The organism is Acidihalobacter prosperus, assembly GCF_000754095.2.
Classification (GTDB): domain Bacteria; phylum Pseudomonadota; class Gammaproteobacteria; order DSM-5130; family Acidihalobacteraceae; genus Acidihalobacter; species Acidihalobacter prosperus.
Map to the genome: position 1 here is coordinate 758,677 of NZ_JQSG02000001.1, position 22,075 is coordinate 780,751.

The following is a 22,075-nucleotide window of genomic DNA, read 5'->3' on the forward strand; positions in this document are numbered from 1 at the left end:
CAAACGCCACCGATTTTTCAGCATCCGCTCGCCCCCCCAGCCACGGCAGGACGCGGCTCGCGCCCGGGCAACCGCGGCACCGCGGCGATGAGCTGTCGCGTGTATTCACTGCGCGGCGAGCGATACAGCTCCGCCGCCGGCCCGATCTCGACCAGCTGGCCGCTGGCCATCACCGCCACACGGTCAGCGATCGCCCCGACCACCGCCAGGTTGTGACCGATGAAAACGATGGTCAGGTCCAACTCCCGCCGCAAACGCGCCAGCAGACCCAGCACGTTCGCCTGCACGGAAACGTCCAGCGACGACAAGGCCTCGTCGAGCACGAGCAGATCGGGGTTGATGGCGATCGCGCGCGCGATCGCGGCACGCTGAACCTGGCCGCCGGACAAACCGCCAGGGCGACGCGCGGCAAAACTCGGGTTGAGCCCCACCAGCCCCAGAAAGTCGTGCGCGCCGCGCCCAAGAGGGTCGGTCGATGCGCCGTACTTGAGCATGAGCGCCTCCTCGATGGAGCGGCGCAACGACCACAACGGATCGAACGAGGAAAATGGATCCTGGAACACCAGGCCGACATGGCCAGCAACGTCCCGCGGATGCGGTGCAACCACCGCCCGCCGAGGTGCGTCGCCCGGTTCGCGCAACCACAACCGCACCTCGCCTGCGCTCGCGGCGAGCTGGCCGGTCATGATCTGCGCCAGCGTGGACTTGCCGCTGCCGGAGCCGCCCACCAGTCCCAGACATTCGCCTGCCTGCACCGTCAGGCTGACGCCGTCGACGGCCAGGGTTTGCCGACGCTTACGCCCCCAGCCGCTGCGGTAGGTCAACGAAACGTCGCGCAATGCAATGACCTTGTCGCCACTCATAGGCGGACCTCCGAATCGTCGACTCCGCTCGCGAAGGACATCTCCCGACCAACCGAGCGGTTCAGCGGATACCAGCAGGCCGTATCGTGCCGCCCGTTGCCTTGCAACGGCGGGCGTTCGACGCGGCAGCGTGCGTCCGCATGGCCACAGCGCGGCGCGAACACGCAACCCGGGCCCCGCCGGCCAGGATCGGGCACCTCCCCGGGGATCGTGCGCGGCAGCGTCTCGTCTCCCAGCGTCACGATGGCATCGCACAAAGCAGCCGTGTACGGGTGTCCCGGCCGGCAGGTCACCGATTCCGCAGGCCCGCACTCGAGCACCTGGCCGCCATACAGCACGTAAACCTTTTCCGCCATTTCCGCGATCAGCGCGATGTCATGCGATACCAGGACCACGCCCTTGCCGGCCTCGCGCGCGATTTCCGTCAGCGTCTCCACGACCTGGCGCTGGGCCAGCACGTCCAGCGCCGTGGTCGCCTCGTCGCAGAACAGGTATTCCGGATCGCTCAGCAGTGCCATTGCGATCAGGGCGCGCTGGCGCATGCCGCCCGACAGTTGGTGCGGGTATTTGGGTAGCACGTCGTCGATCTCAGGCAGACCTGCCGCCCGAAAGCATGCCGCAATACGCGATGTGTCGCCCGCCGCCTTGGAACTGCGCAGCGTTTCCCTCGCCATCGATCCGATCTTGCGCACCGGCGTCAGCGAGGACAAGGGATCCTGCGGCACGTAGCCGAGCACGCGCCCTCGCAAGGCCTCGCGCGCGGACCCCCCGCCGGCATCCAGCGAGTAGCGGCGCCCGGCGAGTTCGAGCGTGCCGGACGTCACCTTCAATCCCGGTGGCAAAAGGCCCAGCATCGCCTTGAGCAACACGCTTTTGCCCGATCCACTCTCGCCGATGATGCCCACGCGCTCGCCTCGATCCAGAGCAAAGCGCACGCCATCGAGCACGGCATCACCCGCGGCATTGGTCACCGTCAGGCCGCTCGCCGTCAAGCCAAGCCGGATATCCCCTTCGGTTCTCGCCCTCATGACAATCCGCCGCTCCACTAACCGCCATCAAACCGTTGCGCGCTCGACCCCAGACAGGCCGCGCCACAGAAAAAATGGCCGGCGAGCGTCCAGCTCGCCGGCCATCGAACCCGTATACGTCAACCCTGGGCCTTGACGCTGAACATCCGCGAATAAGTGAACGGATAAACCCCGGGGTCCGCAAACACGTTGCCCGGCCGGCCCTCGATATTCTTGCTGTGCATGGTGTAGTCGACCTGATTGAACACCGGCACCCAGGGGGCATCGTGCATCACGTCGCTGAAGATTTCCCGATACAGCGCAAGACGCTTCTCGTGTTCGTCGGCTTTGTACATGCCGTCGGCCTCCGCCGCCAGCTTGTCGAGTTTCGGGTTCTTGTAAAACGCCCAGTTCCAGCCGCCCTTGACCGCACTGCCGCTGCCCAGGATGGGGCCGTAGAAATCCGAGGGATCCGGAAAATCGTCCACCCAGGCGAGACCGCCCGACCACACCATGGGTGCCTTCCCCGGCGTGCCGGCGATGGCGATCACCTGTGCTTGGCTGAGAATATGCAACTTGAGCTTGACCCCGATCTTGGACAGCTGTGCCTGGATCGCCTGGGCGATGCGTGGGTTGGGATCGCTGTTCATGGCGTAAAGCTCGGTCTCGAAGCCGCCCGCATGTCCCGCCTCGGCCAGCAGTTTCATTGCCGCAGCCGGATCATAGGCATAGCCCTTGTACTTCGGATCGTAGCCAGGCATGCCCGGCGGCAGGATCTGATTGGCGGGTTTGCCGCGGCCGTTGATGGCCCGCACAATCGCCGGCTTGTCGATGGCCATGTTGATGGCCCGACGTACACGCACGTCGTCGAAGGGCTTGATCTGGGTATTCATGGTGATGTAGCTGGTTTCGAGCGGGTGCCCCTCGACCAGCATGCCACGATATTTGGGGTTGTGCTTGACCAGCGCCAGCTGCGAACCAGGCACACCGTCGCCGAGCAGGTCGACTTCTCCGCGCAGCAGCTTGAAATAGGCCGTCAGGCTATCGATGCCGAGCGTGAAGCGCACCTCGTCGAGATAGGGAATGCCGGGGATGAAATAATGTGGATTCTTCTCGAACACCACCTCGTTGCCCGGCTTCCACGAGGTCATGCGGAAGGGGCCTGAACCCATCGGATGATGCGCCACGTCCTTGCTGTGCTCGGCCACGGCCTTGGCAGAAACGATGCTGGCGAAATTCATCGCGAGCACCTGCAGGAACACCACATTGGGCTTGTCTATCTTGAATTGCACCGTTTGGGCGTCGAGCGCCTTCACGCCGGCCAGTTGCTTGGCCTTGCCATTGACGAAATCGTCATAGCCCGAAATCGGGCTGAAAAAGCTCTGCCCCGGGCTCGCCGTCGCGGGATCAACCACGCGATTGATCGAAAACACCACGTCCGCGGCGGTCAGCGCCGAACCGTCACCGAACTTGAGGCCCGGACGCAGCTTGAAGGTATATTCCGTACCGTCGTCGGACACATGGTAGCTTTCCGCCGCATCCAGGATCAGCTTGGTGGTACCCGGCTCGTAGGTCACCAACCGGCTGAACAGGGCGCGCATCATCGGCCAGTTCTGCCAGTTGTAACCGATCGCGGGATCCAGGGTGCCGGGATCGCTCTTGTAGGTCACCACCATGCGGCCACCGGGCTTGATCTTCATGGTGGCGGCGAAGGCGGCCTCGGTCAAAGAGGCGCTCATCGTGGTCGCTGCTGCGGCCAAGCCCATGGCCTTGAGAAATTCTCTGCGCTGCATGCTTGTCTCCCATCGTTGATACGGCACGCGGGCACCAGATGCGAAAGTCATGCCAGCCATGGGCGCCCTGTCGAATGCGGCTTCGACCCACTCAATACGCCGATCATCAACGCTTATCAAGCACCTCTTTCGTGCTCAGCCCTGGCGAAACGCCCCATAATGGAGCAAATTCCGTCCGGAACGATTCCGCCTTGGTAGCCAAGCACACTTTTGGTGCGATTGCGACCCGCCACTTAGCGTTAGCGCCGACGTACGCCTATACTTGTGACCACACCCGTTCCGCCAGGTACCGCGACAATGAACGTCAACGAGCTTTCCGCTTCGTTCTACCCGCAGATCAACCCGCAGGCCACGCCCGCACAGCAGGTTCAGAACCAGTTGCAGCAGATTCAGCAGTCGCTCGGCAACGGCAATCTCGCGGGCGCGCAGCAGTCCTATGCCGCGCTGCAGCAAACTTCTACCGCGCCGCAAGGTCAGGTCGGCAATAGCGTGGCCGGCAATTCCGCCTTCGCGTCACTGGGACAGGCGCTGCAAAATGGCGACCTGACCGGCGCACGCGACGCACTGGCCGCTCTGCAACAAAACCGGCAGCAAACGCCAGCAAACGCCGTATCGGCACAGATCGTGACCGCCGGCACGCCTCCAGGCGCCGGCGGCAACAGCACCTTCCACGTGATCGCCTGATAACGTAGCGACCGCCGGTCGAACCTGCTCGGGCCGGGCATGATCTCCAGCCGCTTCGGCTTGCATCAGTGCACTTGATGCATATCAAGTGAATCCGGGTGAGCGCGTGACGCCTTGCCGGCTACCCTCGTAGCATCCCCTCCTACCAACACGGCAAACGAGCAACACGCTCGTCGGACCCGGCGGCGGTTATCCAGGGCATGAAGAAGCACACGAACCGCGTACATATACGCGGTGACAGCAGACTTCGAAAGGGATACGCCGGGAAACGATCGGGAGGCTGGGATCACGTTCATCGTGCCCGGAAAGGGGGATCGCGAGGACTTGATCCATGGCACGTAACGACGCCATCCCCGTCGTCATCGATTCGCTCAATCCTGAAGCAGTCGACCAGACCCGCCGCAGATTTCTCATCGCATCGGCCACCGTGGTCGGTGCGGTTGGCGTAGCCGCGTGGGCTCTACCCTTCATCGAATCGATGGAGCCTGACAAGGCAGTAACCGCCGCAGGTGTCCCTATCGATGTCGACATCAGCAAACTTGAACCCGGACAGCTCATCATCGTCGAGTGGCGGCAGCGCCCTATTTGGATACTGAATCGCCAGCAATGGATGCTCGATACCCTGGTCAAGAACAAGCCCAGACTCAAGGATCCCGAGTCTCTGGAACCGCAACAACCGACCAAGGCATACGTGAATGGAGTTTACCGTTCGCTCAAGAAACATGTCTTTGTTGCGGTAGCGATCTGCACCCACCTGCAGTGCTCGCCGAACTACGCGCCTAAACCGAAATCTGTTAACTCCTGGTGGCCAGGTGGATTCCACTGCCCTTGCCATGGATCCATGTACGATTTCTCAGCACGCGTCTTCGACGGCTCACCAGCCCCGCTGAATATCCCCATCCCTCCGTATTTCTATAAAACCGACACGCTGGTTCGCATCGGGGAAACCGAGGACGGGAAATATCAAAACTGGGTTCCTGCAATATGGTAAGCAGCCGAACTCAAGAACAATCCCGAATCGTGCCAGCCACAAAAACAACCGGGAAAAAGTTATGAATATCAGCAAACGCGTTGCAAGAAAAATACTGACTGCAGCGGCCCCTTTACTCCTTGCATCAGGTGCGCAAGCTGCGACGGCTCCCAGCTATCTGGGACAAATTCCCGGGGGGGATGTCGCACAAATCAAATCCATCGTTGCCAACACCTGCTCAGCCTGCCACGGCGCACATGGAAACAGCTTGATGGCGCAATATCCTAATCTTGCAGGCCAAAACCAGAGCTACCTCATTAAGCAACTGGAGAATTTCCATACAGGAGCCCGCACCAACCAGATCATGCAGGCCATGGTAGCGACAATCCCTCCAGCCAATTTTGCCGCCGATGTAAAAGACCTTGCGTATTATTTCTCACAGCAAAAATTGAACCCAAAGATCAATGCCAATGCGACCGATCCTAAAACCACACTCAAGGTTTTGACTCTGGGCGAGCACATTTATCGCTCAGGCATGCCTGCATCTGGCATACCTGCATGTATGGCCTGCCACGAGGCCGACGGCATGGGCAATGGCCCCATGGCCATCCCCAGATTGGCGGGACAACACGAACAATACGTTTTCACTCAACTTGAGCAGTTCAGCGACGGTCAGCGCAGTAACGATCCACACAGCATGATGCGGATGATCGCGAGCAAACTCACCAAAAACCAGATGACGGCCGTAGCCTTTTACGTACAGTCTCTAAATCCTGGGTTGGTGCTTGGCGATGGACCTAAAAACTACGAACAAATGAAAACCCGAAGAAACCAAACCCCTCTGATTGGTGTACCGGCCGATCAGGTGGCCAGCAAGAACGCCAAGCCCACACCCGCCAAGACGCCGCAACTCTGAGCTGCATTATGCAACCCGAGCAGCAGCCAATAACGGATCGCCTTGACAAACCGCAGCGTTGAGGAAAACCCAATGGATACGAGTCAAACAGAACAAAAGCCTGGGATTATGGGTTGGATAGACCGCCGCTTCCCATTTAGTAGCATGATGCGTGAGCATTTGACCGAATATTACGCACCCAAGAATTTCAATTTCTGGTATTTCTTCGGTTCCCTGCTCATTCTCGTCCTGGTTATTCAGATCATTACCGGGATATTCCTGACCATGCATTACCAGCCGAATGCGAAACTCGCATTTTGGTCTATCAACCAAGGCATCATGAACGATGTGGAAGGTGGATGGTTCATCCGCTATATGCACGTGCTGGGTGCCTCCAGCTTTTTCGTGCTGGTGTACTTCCACATGTTCCGCGGAATGATGTACGGGTCTTACAAAAAACCGCGTGAGCTGCTCTGGCTTGTGGGCATGCTGCTGTATGTCGCCTTGTCTGCCGAAGCCTTCTTTGGATATCTACTGCCCTGGGGTCAGATGTCATTCTGGGGTTCTAATGTAGTAATTTCATTGTTCGGCGCCATCCCTGTCATCGGGCAGAGCATCGCGCAATGGATACGTGGCGATTTCGTCGTTGGCTCCCCAACGCTGGATCGGTTCTTTGCACTGCACGTCATCGCTGTACCTCTTGTGCTGGTGATCCTCGTGTTCGTCCATATCCTGGCGCTGCATCAAGTGGGCTCCAATAATCCTGATGGGATCGAAATCAAGGAACACAAGAATGCCGACGGCATTCCGCTCGACGGCATTCCCTTTCACCCGTACTACACCGTCAAGGATATTCTCGGCGTCGCCGTGTTCCTGGCCATATACATGGGTCTGATTTTCTTCAAGCCCTCGGGTTGGGGTATCGTCCTGGACAAGCTGAACTACGTGCCAGCCAACGCACTGAAGACTCCGCCAGACATCCACCCACTGTGGTTCCTGACACCCTACTACGCCATTCTGCGTGCCTGGCCCAGCAAGCTCCTGGGTGTAGCCAGTCTAGCCGCGGTTTACATTCTGATGTTCCTGATACCCTGGCTGGATCGCAACCCGGTAAAATCCGCGCGCTTCAGAGGGGTTTTCGTGCGCATCAACATTCTGGTGCTCTCGTTCTCATTCATTCTGCTCGGCTACCTCGGTCTGCAGCCCGCCACTAACACGTATGTGTTGCTCGGCTATCGGTTTACAGAGATCTTCTTCAGCACTTTCTGGCTGATGGTTTACATGAACCGTGTGCGCAGCCATATGGCAACATTGATCTGGTGGATTGTCATGACCGGGCTGTTTGTTGTCATTGACGCCTGGATGGTTTCGGTCAGAGCGCACAGCTGGGGACAGCTACTTGAATCACTTTGGCTACCGATAGGTTACGTCACGATCATCCTGGGCGGAGCCTGGTTCAAACCATCGCTGGTCGCCGACAAACCCGTTCCTGAGAGGGTGCAAGCATGAATAAATATACAAAAATCCTTTCGCTACTCCTGCTTGCCATCCTGATCATGCCGGCAGCACGGGCCGACTTTGCTCTCAAGTCGGTGCAGATCGATACGGCCAACAAGGCTGCCCTGCGCAATGGTGCTGCCTTCTTCATGACCTACTGCATGGCATGCCACAGCGTCCGCGCAGAGCGCTTCAGCGACATGAGCAAGGTTCTGGGCTTGCCTCTCGACGAGATCCAGAAAAACTTCAACTCGACCAGCCTCAAGGTACACGACGCCATCGTCAGCCCGATGTCGCCCGCCGACGCGGTGCACTGGTTCGGGCTGGCGCCTCCGGATCTATCCGCCATCATCAAGATGAAAGGTGCCAACTGGGTTTATACCTATTTGACCTCGTTCTATCTCGATCCTACTCGGGCGACCGGCGTCAACAATGCCGTATTCCACAATGTCGCCATGCCCGACGTGCTCTGGCAGCTGCAGGGTCTGCAGGCCCCCATGTACAAGGAAGTAAGCCGGAACGGCCAGCAAGTCAAAGTGCTGTCCGGCCTGAAGCAGGTAACGTCTGGCACGCTGTCCCCTGCCGCCTTCGACAAGGCCATGCGCGACGTCGTGACCTTTCTTTACTGGGCCAATCACCCGCACCAGGCCGAACGCGAGCACATCGGGCTGTGGGTCATGGCCTTCATGGCCCTGTTCATCATCGTGGCCTACCTGCTCAAGCACGAATACTGGCGCGCAGTGCGGCATTGAGCGACGCTTGGCAGACTGCCGGCGCCTGCCTATACTGACGCGGCGCCGGCGCGCTCCGCCCGCGCCGCTGCCGCAATCGACCGGACCCCCTCACATGGATGCCAGCGTCAAGCCCGTTATCCGCGTTGCCGACTGGCAAGCCGAGCGCGAAATCCTGTACCGATTGCGCGAAACCGTGTTCGTACACGAACAGGGCGTACCTGCAGCGCTGGAAATCGACGAATTCGATCCCCGCAGCCTGCATTTGCTCGCCGAATATGCCGGTCAACCGGTCGGCACCGGCCGCCTACTTGAAGACGGCCATATCGGCCGCTTGGCCGTCCTGCGCGAATACCGTGGCCGGGGCATCGGCAAAGCCCTGCTCGACGCACTGGTCCGCGAGGCCGTACGCCGCGATTTCGCCGAAGCCGTGCTCAGCGCGCAGCTTCACGCCATCCCCTTCTATGAGCGCGCCGGCTTCGCCGTCTGCGGCCCCGAATTTCTCGATGCCGGCATTGTGCACCGGGAAATGCGCCGGCCCTTGAAAAACGCCTGACGGGCGTCCCGCGCGCGCTTGCGCTAAAGTCGACTTGAGCCGATACGTCTTGCGCAGGAATCCAGGATGGCCGAACCGCCCCCACCCTCGCCCGACCAGAAACGTCAGCCCGTCGACGGCCCCCAAGCCCTGCTGGCCGCGACGCTCGACGCCATCGACGGCGCGCAACGCGACATCGTCATCCTGAGTCGCGCGCTCGATCCCGCACTCTACGATGAAGCGCCCGTTTCGGAACATCTTTTCGCCACGATCCGGCGTCGCCGGCACAGTCGCATCCGCATCCTGATCGCCGACCTGCAGCCACTGCGCCTGAGAGGCCACCGTCTGCTCGCACTCGCGCAGCGCGTGCCGAGCTTCATCGAAATCCGCCTACTGGCGCAGCGCCATCGCGCGGAACGCCGCGAATGGCTGATTGCCGACACCCAGACCGTGGTCTTCCGCGAGCAGGCGGACAAGGGACAGGCGCTGAGCGCGCACAACGACCGCCGCTGGGCACTCGATCTCGCACACGAATTCCAGGCCATGTGGGACATGGCCGAGCAGCATCCCGACCTGCGCCGGCTTTCTTTGTAACGCTAGCGGCGCGCTGCGTCATCCCGCGCCAGCAGCGCCTGCAAATCGGCGCGCACGGCATCGATCGCGCGGAACAGGCCGATGTGCGGATGCGCTCGACTGCCGTTCACCAGTACCGCGAACGCGCCCCAGCGTCCGCCGCCCAGGCGCAAATACCCTGCGAGCGAAAATACGGAAACCGGCTGATTGAGCGAACCGGTCTTGGCCGCCACGCGCGTACCCCAAGCCGAATCGCCACCCTTGAGCATGGCCACCGGCGTCTGCTCGGGCACGGTCAGACCGGCCAGAAAGGCCGGGAAATCGCCATAGCGGTGGTATTCATGGGCCAACAGCGCGGTTACGTCGTTGGCCGACAGGCGATTGCCCACCGTCAGGCCGCTGCCGCTTTCGAGCACTGGCCCCCCGCCATGCGCCCAGGCAAATGGCGAATCCGCATTCACATCGCGCGCAAAGGCGGTCAGACGACGTCCCGCCTGCGGCAGGGTGATGGGCACGGCCGCGCCTTCGGCGGCCGCCCAGTCGAGCGCCAGCGTATCGGCCATGTAGTTGTTGCTGTATACCAGCATCCCGCGCAGCAATTCGCCGAGCGGCGTGCCCTTCACCTCGGCCACGCGCACGCCTCGCGGCGACGGATCACCCTGACCGACCACGCCGATCCCACCCCGCACCGTAACGCCGGCCTGTTCGAGAAACGCGCGAAACACTTCGCCCGCATAACGATCGGGGTGCGCGATGGAGCGATAAAATCGTCGCGTCCTGCCATCCTGCGGGATGCCGCCGGAAATCACGAATACTTCGCGACCGTTCTCGCTGCGCCGGATCACCCGGATATGCGCCGGTCGACCCGGCGGCAAAGTCTTGATACTGCCGCGAATCGCCAGCATGGGCAGGTCGAAGGGTTCGAAGGCGAGCCGTGCCGGGGTGCCCGGCGAGTCACCGGGGCGCACGCTCAGGCAGGCGTTGCTGTAGTCGACGCCCGCCGAGGACAGTGGCGCGTTATAGGCGTCTTCGCTCTCGATCCTGGCGTGGCAACGGTCTCGGGTAACGCAAGGCACCGGGCCGAAGCCGCGGGGATCGACCAGCAGACGACCGTCCACGGCAGCGATACCGGCCTCGCGCACGCGCTGCGCCAGGGCCCACAATTGCGCGTTGACCAGCCCCGGATCACCGCCACCGACAAAGACCAGGTCGCCGTGCAGCACGCCACCCCGTACCGGACCCTGCCGCAGCACCCGTGTCTTGAAGCGGTGTGCCGCCCCCCAGTGCCGTAGCGCCGCCGCGGTCGTGTAGAGCTTGGTCACCGAGGCCGGGATCAAAGCCTTGGCGGGATTCAGCGCGGCGAGCGTACGCCCGTTCTCGAGCTCGATCACGCGTACGCTGACATCTGCGCCTGCCTGCGCCAATCGCTCGAGTGCAGGCAGCGAATAGGGTGCCCGGTCGGCGGGTGCGGCTCGAACCCCCGCCACGCACACGGCGAACAGCAACGCCACGCGCACGACGCCACGCCGCGTCCGGGATACCGGCAATCGCGAGCCTGGCGGTTGGCGCGTCACCCGCAGATCAACCGATGAATTCGCTGCCGCCGAGGTAGGGACGCAAGGCTTCCGGGACGCGGATGCGCCCGTCGGCCTGCTGATGGTTTTCCAGCACCGCCACCAGGGTGCGGCCGACCGCGAGACCGGAGCCGTTGAGCGTATGCAGCAGTTCCGGCTTGCCGGTCTCTGGATTGCGGTAACGCGCCAGCATGCGACGGGCCTGGAAGTCCTCGAAGTTCGAGCACGAGGAGATTTCGCGGTAACGCCCCTGCCCCGGCAGCCAGACCTCCAGATCGTAGGTCTTGGCCGAGCTGAAACCGAGGTCGCCGGTGCACAGCGACATCACTCGGTACGGCAGCTCCAGTCGCTGCAGTATCGCCTCGGCATGCCCGACCAGGGCCTCCAGCGCCTCCCAGGAGGTATCGGGATGGACCAGTTGCACCATCTCCACCTTCTCGAACTGGTGCTGGCGGATCAGACCGCGCGTATCGCGTCCGGCCGAGCCCGCCTCGGAGCGGAAGCACGGCGTGTGCGCCGTAAACCGCAGCGGCAGGGCGTCCGCCTCCACGATCTGCTCACGCACGAGATTGGTGACCGGCACCTCGGCCGTGGGGATGAGATAGAACGGCGTTTCGCCGTCGACCTTGAACAGGTCCTCCTCGAACTTGGGCAACTGCCCGGTGCCGCGGAGGGCCTGCGACTGCACGAGATAAGGCACGTAGACCTCCTCGTAACCGTGTTCGCGGGTATGCACGTCGAGCATGAACTGCGTCAGCGCGCGCTGCAGGCGCGCCAGTTCGCCGCGCAGCACGGCGAAACGCGCGCCGGAAATGCGCGCGGCGGCCTCGAAGTCCAGCCCGCCCAGCGCGGTGCCCACATCCACATGGTCGCGCGGCTCGAAGTCGAACACGCGCGGCTCGCCCCAGCGACGCACTTCGACGTTGGCGTCCTCGTCCGCGCCCTCGGGCACCGACTCGTGCGGCAGATTGGGCAGCGTAAGCAGCAGCGCCTCGAGTTCGCCCTGCACCGCCTCGGCCGCGCTCTTGGCGGCATCCAGGCGACCACCGAGCGAAGCCACCTCGTCCAGCAGCGGCTGCGTGTCCTCGCCCCGGGCCTTGGCCTGGCCGATGGCCTTGGAGCGCGTATTGCGCAGGTTCTGCAGTTCCTGGGTTTCGACCTGAAGCCGCTTGCGCTCGCTCTCCAGGGCGTTGAAACGCGCCAGGTCGAAGTCGAAACCGCGGCGGGCCAGGATACGGGCGATGCCCTCGGGGTCGTTGCGCAGACGTTTGATGTCGAGCATGGGATACCGTGTGCTGGGCGGAAGGCGCGTCAGTTTACACGCTCAGGCATCCCCGTTCGAAGGATCGTGCGCCGTCGCGTCGAAGGTCAGGATATGGCTCGGATCGACCAGGGTGCAAATATGCTTGACCACCTCGGCCACGCGCTCTGGACGGTCGAAGAACTCGACCACCACGGGCAGGTCCAGCGACAGGGTCAGCAGGGAACTCGTATGCACCTCGCCCGAGCGGCCGAAACCGCTGATACCGCGAAACAACGTCGCGCCGCAGACCTGGGCCTCATCGTGCAGATAACGCAGGATTTTTTCGTGCGCGTTGGCGCTTTCGTGCAGATAGACGCGAGCGACGGTGACCTTCATAGCTGCCTCCCGAGCAATAGACCCAACCAGCAGACGCTGACGCAGACAAGCACGCTGACCAGCATATTCACTCCTGCCTTGAGCACGTCGCCCTGCTCGATCAGACTCAGCGTCTCGATGGAAAAGGTGGAAAAGGTGGTGAAAGCGCCCAGACCTCCGGTCATAACGGCGGCACGGATTTCCGGTGCCACGTTGAGGCGCTCAACCAGCATCGCGGTGAGAAAGCCCATGGCCAGCGAGCCGATCACATTGACCGCGAGCGTCCCCCAGGGAAAACCCCGGCCCAGCCATTGATAAACGCCGTTGGATACGCCGAAACGTAAAATCGCACCCACCGCGCCGCCGAGCGCAATGGCCAGCAACTGCAATCCCATGGACCTCTCCTTGTGGTTCATGCGCGAGCGAAGTGCGCCCGCCGGTCCATTCTTGCGGCAGCGGATCAAACCGTCAATGAGCGGGCCGTCGTTGGCCAGCTGAGGCCGCGCCTCTTATACTGCGTGGCCTCAGCAAGCAGGAGCAGGAGACCACTACAATGACAGACAGTTTCCACCCGCCGAAACGGGTGCTCATGGGCCCCGGCCCCTCGGACGTCGATCCGCGCGTCCTCGAAGCCATGGCCCGTCCCACCATCGGTCATCTCGACCCGCTGTTCGTCACCATGATGGACGAACTCAAGGGCATGCTGCAGTACGCATTCCGCACCCGCAACGCCCTCACCCTGCCCGTCTCCGCACCCGGCTCCGCAGGCATGGAAACCGCCTTCGTCAATCTGGTCGAACCAGGCGACACCGTCATCGTCTGCCAGAACGGTGTTTTCGGCGGCCGCATGAAGGAGAACGTCGAGCGCTGCGGCGCCACGCCGGTCATGGTGGAAGATGAATGGGGGCGGCCCGTCGACCCGCAAAAACTCGAGGACGCCCTCAAGGCGCATCCCGAGGCGCGCACCGTCGCCTTCGTACAGGCCGAAACCTCTACCGGTGCCGAATCCGACACGCGCACGCTGGTCGAAATCGCCCACCGCCACGACTGCCTCGCCATCGTCGACACCGTCACCGCGCTCGGCGGCACCCCGGTCGAGACCGATGCCTGGGGCATCGATGCGGTCTATTCCGGCAGCCAGAAATGCCTCTCCTGCACCCCCGGACTGTCGCCGGTCAGCTTCAGCGAAGCCGCGGTCGCGCGCATCCGCAATCGCAAGCACAAGGTGCAAAGCTGGTTCCTCGACCTCAATCTGGTGATGGGCTATTGGGGCGAAGGCGCCAAACGCGCCTACCACCATACCGCGCCGATCAACGCCCTCTACGGCCTGCACGAAGCGCTCGTGCTGCTGCAGGCGGAAGGTATCGAAAACGCCTGGGCGCGCCATCGTCGCAACCACGAAGCCTTGCGCGCCGGGCTTGAGGCCATGGGCCTGAGCTTCGTGGTGGCTCCCGAGCACCGCCTGCCCCAGCTCAACGCCGTACGTGTACCCGAGGGCGTCGACGAAGCCGCGGTACGCGGTGCGCTGCTCGACGACTACGGCATCGAGATCGGTGCCGGCCTCGGCCCGCTGGCCGGCAGGATCTGGCGCATCGGGCTGATGGGCTATGCCAGCAACCCGCGCAACGTCTACCTGCTGCTGGGCGCCCTGGAGGCCATTCTGGCCGCACAGGGACATGCTCCGGCTCGCGGCGCCGCGACCGATGCCGCGCGAGCCGCCTATTCGGCTGCTAGCGACCAGATCAAGGCTGCCGCTTACGCTTAGGGCAGGCGCGGTAGAGAACCTGTTCAGGGGCGCCTCGGCGCCCCTTTCCTTCAATGGCCGCCGCCTGCTCGCACAAGCCGGCAGACACCCCGGCTAAGCGCCCCGCGCCTGCTTGATCGTCTCGTAGGCCTGCTTGATCTGCTGCGTCTTTTCGTTGGCCAGCTGGATCATTTCCTCGGGCAGACCCTTGGATACCAGCTTGTCCGGGTGATTCTGGTTCATCAGTCGACGGTAGGCGCGCTTGAGCTCATCGTCACTGACGCCAGGGTCGACGCCGAGTACGGCATAGGATTGCTCTAGGCGCGCCTTCGGATTCGGGCCGGCGTGCCCGCGGCCGGTGCCGGCGGGACCTTCGCCCGCGGTGCCGAACAGCCCCATGACTGCCGCCACGCGGGCGAACAGCAGTTGGAACTGGAGCTGCGAGAAGCCGAGTCGCTCGCAGATGTGCAACAGCAGATCGCGCTCGCGATTGTCTATGGCACCGTCCGCAAGCGCGGCGCTGATCTGGATTTCAAGAAACATCTGCACCAGCGAGCTGCGCCGATGCACGACGCTGCGGAACTGGTCGAGCACGGCCTCCAGATCGAAGTCTTCCGACTTGCCCTGGTTGAACAGATCGATGGCGGCGCGGCGCTGGGCTTCGTTGAGCTGCATATGCTGCATAATGCTCCGCGCCATTTCGATCTCAAGCTCGCTGACGTGTCCGTCGATCTTGGCGAGGCGCCCCATCACCGCGAAGGTGGCGGTAAAAAAAGCGGCCTGCGTGGTCGCCTGCTGATCGGACAGACGCACCTGGGCCGCGTCGTACTGATCCTTTTTGCGATCGACCTGATGCCCGATCACCCCACCGAGCAGAGCGCCTAGCGGCCCACCGAGGGCGAATCCGACGCTTGCGCCGATTCCCTTGCCCCACCAGCTCATGTCGTCTCCTCTCCCTCAAGCAATGCGCGCAAACCCGCCTCGTCCAGTACCGGTATGCCGAGCTTTTCCGCCTTGGACAGTTTCGAACCGGCATCGGCACCCGCGATCACCGCGGTGGTCTTGGCGGACACCGAGCCACTCACGCGCGCGCCGCGCGCCTCCAGCGCGGCCTTGGCCTCGTCGCGGGTAAAACCGGACAAGGTGCCCGTCAGCACGTAGGTGCGTCCGGCAAGCATGCTGGCGCGCGCCGGCTCCGCAGGCGCCGCGGCAGGACTCACCCCCGCCTGTTCGAGGCGTTCGATCACCTCGCGGTTATGATCCTGCGCAAAGAATGTCACGATATTTTCGGCAGTGATCCGGCCGACACCCGACACGTTCGCGCGTTCGTCGTTGACCAGATCCGCGACGCCCGCGGCCTTGATGGCATCGAAGCTTGCGAATGCCTCGACCAGCCCATCGAGCACACGGCCTTTGACCTTCGGAATCGCCAGCGATCGCAGGAAACCGGCCAGATCTCCGCCGCCGTGCTCAAGCGCGGGGTGTGCGAGGAAGAAATCCACGATCCCCTGCGCGGTCTTGGGACCGATGCCCGGCACGCCACGGCGCTCGATGAAATCGGTCACCTGCGCCCGGACGAGTGCCGTCAGCTCGGAGAAGTGCGCGGCCAGCTCGCGTGCGGTCTCTTCGCCCACGCCGGGAATGCCCAGCGCGAAAATCAGCCGTGCCAGCGGACGTTGCTTGCTCGTCTCGATCGCATCGAGCAGATTGTCCACGGATTTTTCGCCCATGCGCTCTAGGGCGACGAGCTGATCACGCTTGTCGTGCAGCGCGTAGATGCTGGCCACATCGGTCAGCAGACCGTGATCGACCAGTTGGGACACGCTCTTGTCGCCGAGCCCCTCGATGTCCATGGCCCGACGGGAGGCGAAGTGAATCAGCGAACCCTTGCGTTGGGCCTCGCAGAACAGTCCGCCGGAACAGCGGGCCACGGCCTCGCCTTCGACGCGCACGACTTCGGAGCCGCATACCGGACAGGCTGCCGGCAGCGCGATCAGGGCGGCATCGGCCGGACGCATTTCCGGCAGCACGCGAGCGATCTCCGGAATCACGTCGCCCGCGCGGCGCACGATTACCGTGTCGCCCACGCGCACGTCCTTGCGCGCGACCTCGTCCATGTTGTGCAGCGTGGCGTTGCTCACCGTGACCCCGCCGACGAACACCGGCTCCAGACGTGCCACCGGTGTGAGCGCGCCGGTGCGGCCGACCTGAAACTCGACGCCGAGGACGCGTGTCTGCGCCTCCTCGGCCGGAAATTTGTGCGCGATGGCAAAGCGCGGCGCGCGGGCCACGAAGCCCAGCCGTTGTTGCCAGTCGAGATCGTCGACCTTGTAGACCACGCCGTCGATGTCGAAGGCCAGTTCCGCACGCCGCCGACCGATGGCGCGGTAATAGTCGAGACAGCCTTCGACGCCCTTCACCCGGCGGATTTCGTCGCTGACCGGCAGGCCGAAGCCACGCAAGGCCTCAAGCACGGCTGCATGACGCCGCGCGATCGACAGGCCCTCGGTTTCGCCAAGGCCATAGGCATAGAACGCCAGCGGACGCGCGGCGGTGATCTGCGGATCCAGCTGGCGCAGGCTGCCGGCCGCGGCATTGCGCGGATTAACGAAAACCTTCTCGCCGCGCGCGCGCGCGGCCGCGTTCATCTTTTCGAAGCCGCTGCGCGGCATGTAGACCTCGCCGCGCACCTCCAACACGGCTGGCGCCTCGCCGCGCAGACGCAACGGAATGCTGGCGATGGTGCGGGCATTGAGCGTGATGTCCTCGCCGATGACGCCGTCGCCGCGCGTTGCCGCCTGCACCAGCCGGCCGGACAGATAGCGCAGACTCACGGCGAGACCGTCGAGCTTCGGCTCGGCCATGTACTCGATCTCCCCGCCCAGCCCCAGCCGCTCGCGCACGCGCCGGTCGAAAGCGCGCAGCTCGGTCTCGTCGAAGCAGTTTTCCAGCGACAGCATGGGGACGCGGTGGCGTACCTCGCCAAAGCCTCCAGCGGGCTTGGCACCGACGCGCTGCGTCGGGGAATCCGGCGTGATCAGCTCGGGATATGCCGATTCGAGCGTCTGCAGCTCGCGCAGCAGGGCATCGTATTCGGCGTCCGAAACCTCCGGGTCGTCAAGGACGTAGTAACGATAGTTGTGATGCTCGATACGTTCGCGCAGCATTCGCGCCCGCTCGACGGGCGCCTCGGCCGCGCTCACCGCAGCGGCCCCGCGACGCGCGCACGATGCTGGATGAACAAACGCACGCGTTCCTCCATGTGGGTCAACGTCTGTGCGCTCAGCGCGCTGTGGGTCTCGTCCTCAAGACGTCCGCCCAAGCGCTCGGCAAGCCGCTTGGCGCAGTCGCTCATCGAGCGAAAGGCCCGCATCGGCGCCTCGGGGCCAGGCAGCGTGAGGAACAGGCTGATGCCGGGCGTTTCGAGATCGTCCAGCGCGTCCACGGCGAACACCCCGGGCTTGACCATATTGACCACACCGAACAGCGGCGCTTCGCCGCGCTCGTCGGCGCGGATGTAGACGCCGCGCTCGTCCAGGCTGAGGTCGAGTTCGGCAAAGGCCTCCGCCAGCGCGGTACCAGCCAGCGGCACCTCGCCCGCCACCACGTGCACGATCAGGATATCCTCGAAATCGTCGCTTGGTGCGCGCCCAGTGTCCGCGGGTTCCCGCCCGCCGGAACGAGCGTCAGCGGCAGGTTTTTCGCGCATGGGTTCGACGGCCTGCGCCTCGCGCGGCGGCGCGACCCGCGGTTCTTGCGGTTCCTGCGGCTCCGCGTCGTCATGCGCCGTCAGCGGCGGCGCGACCGGCTCGTGCCGGTGCACAGGGATGATTTCCCACTCATCCTCCGGCGCGACCGGTTCATCCGTCTCCTGAAAACCCGCTTCATCTCCGAAACGCGGCTCGTCGCGCCCATCGTCGTGCCGGGTTCGCCGCACCTCGGCGCGCTTGCCCAGCACATAGATCGCGATCAGCACGACCGCTCCGAGCAACAGCAATATCCAACGCAATGCATCCATGGAAAATCCTCAGCCCGCTGCCATCTGGGCCGCTTCGTCGATATCCACGGCTACCAGGCGGGACACCCCGGCTTCACGCATGGTCACGCCGATCAAGTGATCGGCGGACTCCATGCTGACCTTGTTGTGAGTGATCATGATGAACTGTACGCGCTCGGACATCTCCTGGACCAGCCGCGCGAAACGCCCCACATTGGCCTCGTCGAGCGGCGCATCGACCTCATCGAGCATGCAGAAAGGCGCCGGGTTGAGCGCGAAAATTGCGAACACCAGCGCCACGGCGGTCAAAGCCTTCTCTCCACCCGACATGAGATTGATGGTCGACAGGCGCTTGCCCGGCGGCCGCGCCAGCACGGCCACGCCCGTGCTGAGCAGATCCTCGCCGGTCATTTCCAGACGCGCCTCGCCACCGCCGAACAGACGTGGGAACATGTCCTTGAGGCCGGCACTGACCTGATCGAAGGTTTCGCGGAAACGCTGCCGCGTTTCGCGATCGATCTTCTGGATCGCCGACTCCAGGGTTTCCAGCGCCGCACTGAGGTCGGCGTGCTGGCCGGCCAGATATTCGGCGCGTTCGCTCTCGGTCTTGAATTCGTCGATGGCGGCCAGATTGATCGACCCCAGGCGCTGGATGCGTTGTTCAAGATCGGCTACGCGCTTCTCCCAGGCGGTGATATCGGCCTCCGGAGCCATCTCGGCGCGCAGGACTTCCCGTTCGAAATCAGTTTCCGCCAACTGTTCGAGCAGGGTTTCGTGGCGCACACGCACCGATTCGAGCTCGACGCGGCGGGTACCCAGCGCCTCGCGCAATGCCTCGACCTCGCGCTCGATGGCCACGCGTGCCTGCTCGGCCTCGCGCAGACCGTTTTCGACCGCCTGCACGCTGCTGCGCGCCGCAGTCAATTCGCGTTCGAGCTGGCTGCGGCGCTCAAGCGCCTGCGCACGCTCGGCCTGCAGATCGGCCACCGGCGCGCAGTCGGCCTCCAGCGTTTCGCGCAGGCCGTTCACGCGCTGATCCAGTTCCGCGCACTGCGCGCGGCCGCGCGCCAGCGCCTGCTCGGTGGCGGCAGTTTCGACACGCAACGATTCCAGCGACAGGCTCAAACGGTGTCGGGTCTCGCGAGCCGTCTGCGCGGCTTGTCTCGCCTCACCCAATGCCTCCTGACACCGAGCGCGCTCGGTTTCCAATGCCGCGCGCTCGCTGCTCAGCCGCTCCATTTCCGCGACCGCGCGATTGCGCGCAGCGGTGGCCTCGTCCAACGCCGTGCGGTCGTTCTGGCGCCGCGTATCCAGTTCGGCCAGTTCCTGAGCGATCGCATGCGCGCGATCGCGCTGCTGGCGCAGGCGCCCGCGCTGACTGTTCAATCGGCCCTCGCCAGCCGCCAACTCCCGATGGGCCTGATTGACCGCCTGCTGAACCTGTTGGCGCTCGGCCTCCAACTCGCGCAGCTCGGCCTGCCCCGCATCCAGCGAAGCGACGCGCGTGCGCGCCTCGGCCTCCAGCGATTCGCGTTGCGTTCGCAGGGATTCGATCTCCTCCGCGCGTGCCAGCACGCCGGCATGAGCTTCGTCGCGATCCGGTAGACGCAACCAACCGGGACCGACCCACTCGCCCGCGGGCGTGACCAACGACTCGCCCGCTACCAGCGAAGCCCGCCGCGCCAGTGCATCGGCAAGATCCACGGCCGTACCGACGCCGGCAAGCAAGTCGGTCAGTGGCCATGGGGCGCGCACGTGCGCGGCGAGGCCAACGGTCTCGCCGCCCGCGCGGGCGGCTTGATCGACAAAGGTGCGCGGTGCACGTTCGTCCCCGCCGGCGACATCGGCCACTGCCGCGAGGTCGTCCACACAGATCGCGCCCAGCAGTCCGCCGAGCACGGCCTCGGCGGCCGACTCCCAGCCGGCATCGACGCGCAGGCATTCGCCAAGACGTCGCGCGTCGCCCAGGCCCTGTTGCGACAGCCAGGCGGACTGACCACCCTCGCGCTTGCCGAGCGCGGCCTGTTGCAGGGCCTCCAGCGAAGCCAGCCGCCCGCCGATGGTCTGTACCTGACGGCGAAGTTGATCCAGCGCCTGCGTGTCTTCGCGGATGCCGGTGCGGCGGGTCTCTATCCGTTCGAGTATGGCGGTCAGACGCCGGTCGAGATCCTCGACGCCCTGGCGCTGCGCCTGCACGTCCGCCTCGATGCGCGATATCTCCAGCTCGGTGCCGGCGGTATCCAGGCTATCGGTCTCGCGGCTCAGGCGTTCGTGACGTTCCCCGAGCCCGTGGAGCTGGCGCTCCAGATGCTCCATCCGCGTCCGTTCGACCTGCGCGCGCTGCGCCGGCTCGTTGGCACGGTGGTTGAAATCGTCCCAGCGGCGTTGCCAGTCGGCCATCGCCAGTTCGGCGCCTTCGAGTGCCTGCATGGTCTCGCGCTCGAATACCTCGGCATCGGCCGCCTCCGGCGCACGTGCGCTCAAGGTCTGGTTCAGGCTGTCGGCCTTGCTTTCGTCCGCCTCCAGTATCCGGCGCGATTCCCTCAGCGCGGCTTCGGCCTGTTCAAGGGCCTGACCGCGCTGCGCACGCAGGTTCTCCGCGTGCTGGATGGCCTGCTCGATGCGCGATATTTCCGCGCCGGCCTCGTAGAACCGCCCCTGCACCTCATTGAAGGATTCGTTGGCGGCATTGAGACGTTCGCGCCCCTGCACCAGATCAGTCTCGCGCGCACGCAGCCTGGCCACCGCCTCCTCCAGCGCCGTCTGCGCCTCACGAATGGCCTGCTCGCGGCGAGCGATGTCCGCCCCCAGACCCTCGAGCCGCAGCACGATCAGCTCCGCCTGCGCACGGCGCTCCTCCTGGCGCAGGCTCTTGAAGCGCTCGGCCGTCTGCGCCTGGCGCTTGAGGTGAGCCAGATGCTTGTCGATCTCCTCGCGCAGGTCGTTGAGCCGGTCGAGGTTTTCGCGCGTGTGCCGGATGCGATTTTCGGTCTCGCGGCGACGTTCCTTGTACTTCGAAATACCCGCCGCTTCCTCGATATAGACCCTCAGTTCCTCGGGCTTGGCCTCGATCAGGCGAGAAATCATGCCCTGCTCGATGATGGCGTAACTGCGCGGCCCCAGGCCAGTGCCGAGAAAGATGTCGGTAATGTCGCGGCGACGGCAGCGCGTGCCGTTGAGGTAGTACTGCGACTGGCCGTCGCGTGAGGCCACCCGTTTGACGGATATCTCGGAATACTGCGCATAGGCGCCGCCGAGGGTGCCGTCGCTGTTGTCGAACACCAGCTCCACCGAAGCCTGTCCTACCGGCTTGCGGGCGGACGAGCCGTTGAAGATCACGTCTTCCATCGACTCGCCGCGCAGGTATTTGGCCGACGACTCGCCCATCACCCAGCGCACCGCGTCGATGGTATTGGATTTGCCGCAGCCGTTCGGGCCGACGATACCGACACGTTGGCTGGACAGGGGGATCGTGGTCGGATCGACGAAGGACTTGAAACCCGAGAGTTTGATTTTGCTCAGACGCATGCGCTAATTGTGCCAGGAGGCCGGCGTGGTCGACGCCGGGCTGGTGATATACTGCATGGTTTTTCC

19 protein-coding genes are annotated in these 22,075 nt (G+C 63.9%); 8 read left to right on the plus strand and 11 right to left on the minus strand.

The genetic code is table 11. The features are described from left to right. Nucleotides 1–17 precede the first annotated feature (17 nt). The 3 genes from THPRO_RS03685 to THPRO_RS03695 all read right to left on the minus strand — a co-directional run bounded on the left by THPRO_RS03685 (nt 18) and on the right by THPRO_RS03695 (nt 3,663). Nucleotides 18–863 (minus strand): ATP-binding cassette domain-containing protein, encoded by an 846-nt coding sequence (locus THPRO_RS03685; RefSeq protein WP_052064027.1) that lies wholly within the window; start codon nt 861–863, stop codon nt 18–20. After that, nucleotides 860–1,891, minus strand: coding sequence for an ABC transporter ATP-binding protein (locus THPRO_RS03690; RefSeq protein ID WP_038086762.1), 1,032 nt, complete (start codon nt 1,889–1,891; stop codon nt 860–862). Before THPRO_RS03690 ends, THPRO_RS03685 begins: the two co-directional genes overlap by 4 nt. 119 nt (nt 1,892–2,010) lie before the next feature. Continuing rightward, nucleotides 2,011–3,663, minus strand: coding sequence for an ABC transporter substrate-binding protein (locus THPRO_RS03695; protein ID WP_145930681.1), 1,653 nt, complete (start codon nt 3,661–3,663; stop codon nt 2,011–2,013). Between the two features lie 297 nt (nt 3,664–3,960). On the opposite strand from THPRO_RS03695, the gene THPRO_RS03700 reads away from it, so the two are divergent. From THPRO_RS03700 to THPRO_RS03730, 7 genes are all read left to right on the plus strand, one after another. After that, a complete protein-coding gene (locus THPRO_RS03700) occupies nt 3,961–4,347 on the plus strand; it encodes a hypothetical protein (protein WP_038086763.1) in 387 nt (128 codons plus the stop codon). A gap of 331 nt (nt 4,348–4,678) precedes the next feature. Further along, complete coding sequence (gene petA / locus THPRO_RS03705) at nt 4,679–5,338, plus strand: ubiquinol-cytochrome c reductase iron-sulfur subunit (protein WP_065089223.1); 660 nt, start codon at nt 4,679–4,681, stop codon at nt 5,336–5,338. A 61-nt stretch (nt 5,339–5,399) separates the two neighbouring features. Further along, complete coding sequence (locus THPRO_RS03710) at nt 5,400–6,233, plus strand: c-type cytochrome (protein ID WP_082954408.1); 834 nt, start codon at nt 5,400–5,402, stop codon at nt 6,231–6,233. Nucleotides 6,234–6,305: 72 nt separating this feature from the next. Continuing rightward, complete coding sequence (locus tag THPRO_RS03715) at nt 6,306–7,721, plus strand: cytochrome b (protein ID WP_038086765.1); 1,416 nt, start codon at nt 6,306–6,308, stop codon at nt 7,719–7,721. Then, nucleotides 7,718–8,461: a cytochrome c1 gene (locus THPRO_RS03720; protein WP_038086766.1), complete on the plus strand. Its 744-nt coding sequence runs from the start codon at nt 7,718–7,720 to the stop codon at nt 8,459–8,461. Before THPRO_RS03715 ends, THPRO_RS03720 begins: the two co-directional genes overlap by 4 nt. Before the next feature lie 94 nt (nt 8,462–8,555). Next, nucleotides 8,556–8,996, plus strand: a complete 441-nt coding sequence (locus THPRO_RS03725; RefSeq protein ID WP_038086767.1) for a GNAT family N-acetyltransferase — start codon at nt 8,556–8,558, stop codon at nt 8,994–8,996. A 66-nt stretch (nt 8,997–9,062) separates the two neighbouring features. Then, a complete protein-coding gene (locus THPRO_RS03730) occupies nt 9,063–9,569 on the plus strand; it encodes a DUF7931 domain-containing protein (RefSeq protein WP_052064030.1) in 507 nt (168 codons plus the stop codon). A gap of 2 nt (nt 9,570–9,571) precedes the next feature. Here the strand turns inward: THPRO_RS03730 and dacB are convergent, their stop codons facing one another. The 4 genes from dacB to crcB are packed head-to-tail and all read right to left on the minus strand — an operon-like array spanning nt 9,572 to nt 13,135. Further along, a complete protein-coding gene (dacB, locus tag THPRO_RS03735) occupies nt 9,572–11,122 on the minus strand; it encodes a D-alanyl-D-alanine carboxypeptidase/D-alanyl-D-alanine endopeptidase (protein WP_236717241.1) in 1,551 nt (516 codons plus the stop codon). A gap of 7 nt (nt 11,123–11,129) precedes the next feature. Beyond that, nucleotides 11,130–12,404: a serine--tRNA ligase gene (gene serS, locus THPRO_RS03740; RefSeq protein ID WP_038086768.1), complete on the minus strand. Its 1,275-nt coding sequence runs from the start codon at nt 12,402–12,404 to the stop codon at nt 11,130–11,132. Between the two features lie 42 nt (nt 12,405–12,446). Continuing rightward, nucleotides 12,447–12,761, minus strand: coding sequence for a DUF190 domain-containing protein (locus THPRO_RS03745; protein ID WP_038086770.1), 315 nt, complete (start codon nt 12,759–12,761; stop codon nt 12,447–12,449). Continuing rightward, a complete protein-coding gene (gene crcB / locus THPRO_RS03750; RefSeq protein WP_038086773.1) occupies nt 12,758–13,135 on the minus strand; it encodes a fluoride efflux transporter CrcB in 378 nt (125 codons plus the stop codon). The genes THPRO_RS03745 and crcB overlap by 4 nt, the downstream gene beginning before the upstream one ends. A 158-nt stretch (nt 13,136–13,293) precedes the next feature. Between crcB and THPRO_RS03755 the strand changes: the two genes are divergently transcribed. Next, on the plus strand, nt 13,294–14,505 hold the full coding sequence (locus THPRO_RS03755; RefSeq protein ID WP_052064032.1) for a pyridoxal-phosphate-dependent aminotransferase family protein: 1,212 nt from the start codon (nt 13,294–13,296) through the stop codon (nt 14,503–14,505). A gap of 93 nt (nt 14,506–14,598) precedes the next feature. On the opposite strand, the gene djlA is transcribed toward THPRO_RS03755, so the two are convergent. From djlA to smc, 4 genes are read right to left on the minus strand one after another with little or no spacing between them, the layout of a single operon-like run. Beyond that, nucleotides 14,599–15,426, minus strand: coding sequence for a co-chaperone DjlA (djlA, locus tag THPRO_RS03760; protein WP_038086777.1), 828 nt, complete (start codon nt 15,424–15,426; stop codon nt 14,599–14,601). Further along, complete coding sequence (gene ligA / locus THPRO_RS03765) at nt 15,423–17,687, minus strand: NAD-dependent DNA ligase LigA (RefSeq protein WP_407922437.1); 2,265 nt, start codon at nt 17,685–17,687, stop codon at nt 15,423–15,425. The genes djlA and ligA overlap by 4 nt, the downstream gene beginning before the upstream one ends. Then, on the minus strand, nt 17,684–18,502 hold the full coding sequence (gene zipA, locus THPRO_RS03770; protein ID WP_052064033.1) for a cell division protein ZipA: 819 nt from the start codon (nt 18,500–18,502) through the stop codon (nt 17,684–17,686). The genes ligA and zipA overlap by 4 nt, the downstream gene beginning before the upstream one ends. A 9-nt stretch (nt 18,503–18,511) precedes the next feature. Further along, nucleotides 18,512–22,009: a chromosome segregation protein SMC gene (gene smc, locus THPRO_RS03775; RefSeq protein WP_065089225.1), complete on the minus strand. Its 3,498-nt coding sequence runs from the start codon at nt 22,007–22,009 to the stop codon at nt 18,512–18,514. Nucleotides 22,010–22,075 lie beyond the last annotated feature (66 nt).

Bases quoted from the DNA above. Each gene is read 5' to 3' on its own strand.
- THPRO_RS03685 (WP_052064027.1), bottom strand. From the start codon at position 863: ATGAGTGGCGACAAGGTCATTGCATTGCGCGACGTTTCGTTGACCTAC.
- THPRO_RS03690 (WP_038086762.1), bottom strand. From the start codon at position 1,891: ATGAGGGCGAGAACCGAAGGGGATATCCGGCTTGGCTTGACGGCGAGC.
- THPRO_RS03695 (WP_145930681.1), bottom strand. From the start codon at position 3,663: ATGCAGCGCAGAGAATTTCTCAAGGCCATGGGCTTGGCCGCAGCAGCG.
- THPRO_RS03700 (WP_038086763.1), top strand. From the start codon at position 3,961: ATGAACGTCAACGAGCTTTCCGCTTCGTTCTACCCGCAGATCAACCCG.
- petA (WP_065089223.1), top strand. From the start codon at position 4,679: ATGGCACGTAACGACGCCATCCCCGTCGTCATCGATTCGCTCAATCCT.
- THPRO_RS03710 (WP_082954408.1), top strand. From the start codon at position 5,400: ATGAATATCAGCAAACGCGTTGCAAGAAAAATACTGACTGCAGCGGCC.
- THPRO_RS03715 (WP_038086765.1), top strand. From the start codon at position 6,306: ATGGATACGAGTCAAACAGAACAAAAGCCTGGGATTATGGGTTGGATA.
- THPRO_RS03720 (WP_038086766.1), top strand. From the start codon at position 7,718: ATGAATAAATATACAAAAATCCTTTCGCTACTCCTGCTTGCCATCCTG.
- THPRO_RS03725 (WP_038086767.1), top strand. From the start codon at position 8,556: ATGGATGCCAGCGTCAAGCCCGTTATCCGCGTTGCCGACTGGCAAGCC.
- THPRO_RS03730 (WP_052064030.1), top strand. From the start codon at position 9,063: ATGGCCGAACCGCCCCCACCCTCGCCCGACCAGAAACGTCAGCCCGTC.
- serS (WP_038086768.1), bottom strand. From the start codon at position 12,404: ATGCTCGACATCAAACGTCTGCGCAACGACCCCGAGGGCATCGCCCGT.
- THPRO_RS03745 (WP_038086770.1), bottom strand. From the start codon at position 12,761: ATGAAGGTCACCGTCGCTCGCGTCTATCTGCACGAAAGCGCCAACGCG.
- crcB (WP_038086773.1), bottom strand. From the start codon at position 13,135: ATGGGATTGCAGTTGCTGGCCATTGCGCTCGGCGGCGCGGTGGGTGCG.
- THPRO_RS03755 (WP_052064032.1), top strand. From the start codon at position 13,294: ATGACAGACAGTTTCCACCCGCCGAAACGGGTGCTCATGGGCCCCGGC.
- djlA (WP_038086777.1), bottom strand. From the start codon at position 15,426: ATGAGCTGGTGGGGCAAGGGAATCGGCGCAAGCGTCGGATTCGCCCTC.
- zipA (WP_052064033.1), bottom strand. From the start codon at position 18,502: ATGGATGCATTGCGTTGGATATTGCTGTTGCTCGGAGCGGTCGTGCTG.
- smc (WP_065089225.1), bottom strand. From the start codon at position 22,009: ATGCGTCTGAGCAAAATCAAACTCTCGGGTTTCAAGTCCTTCGTCGAT.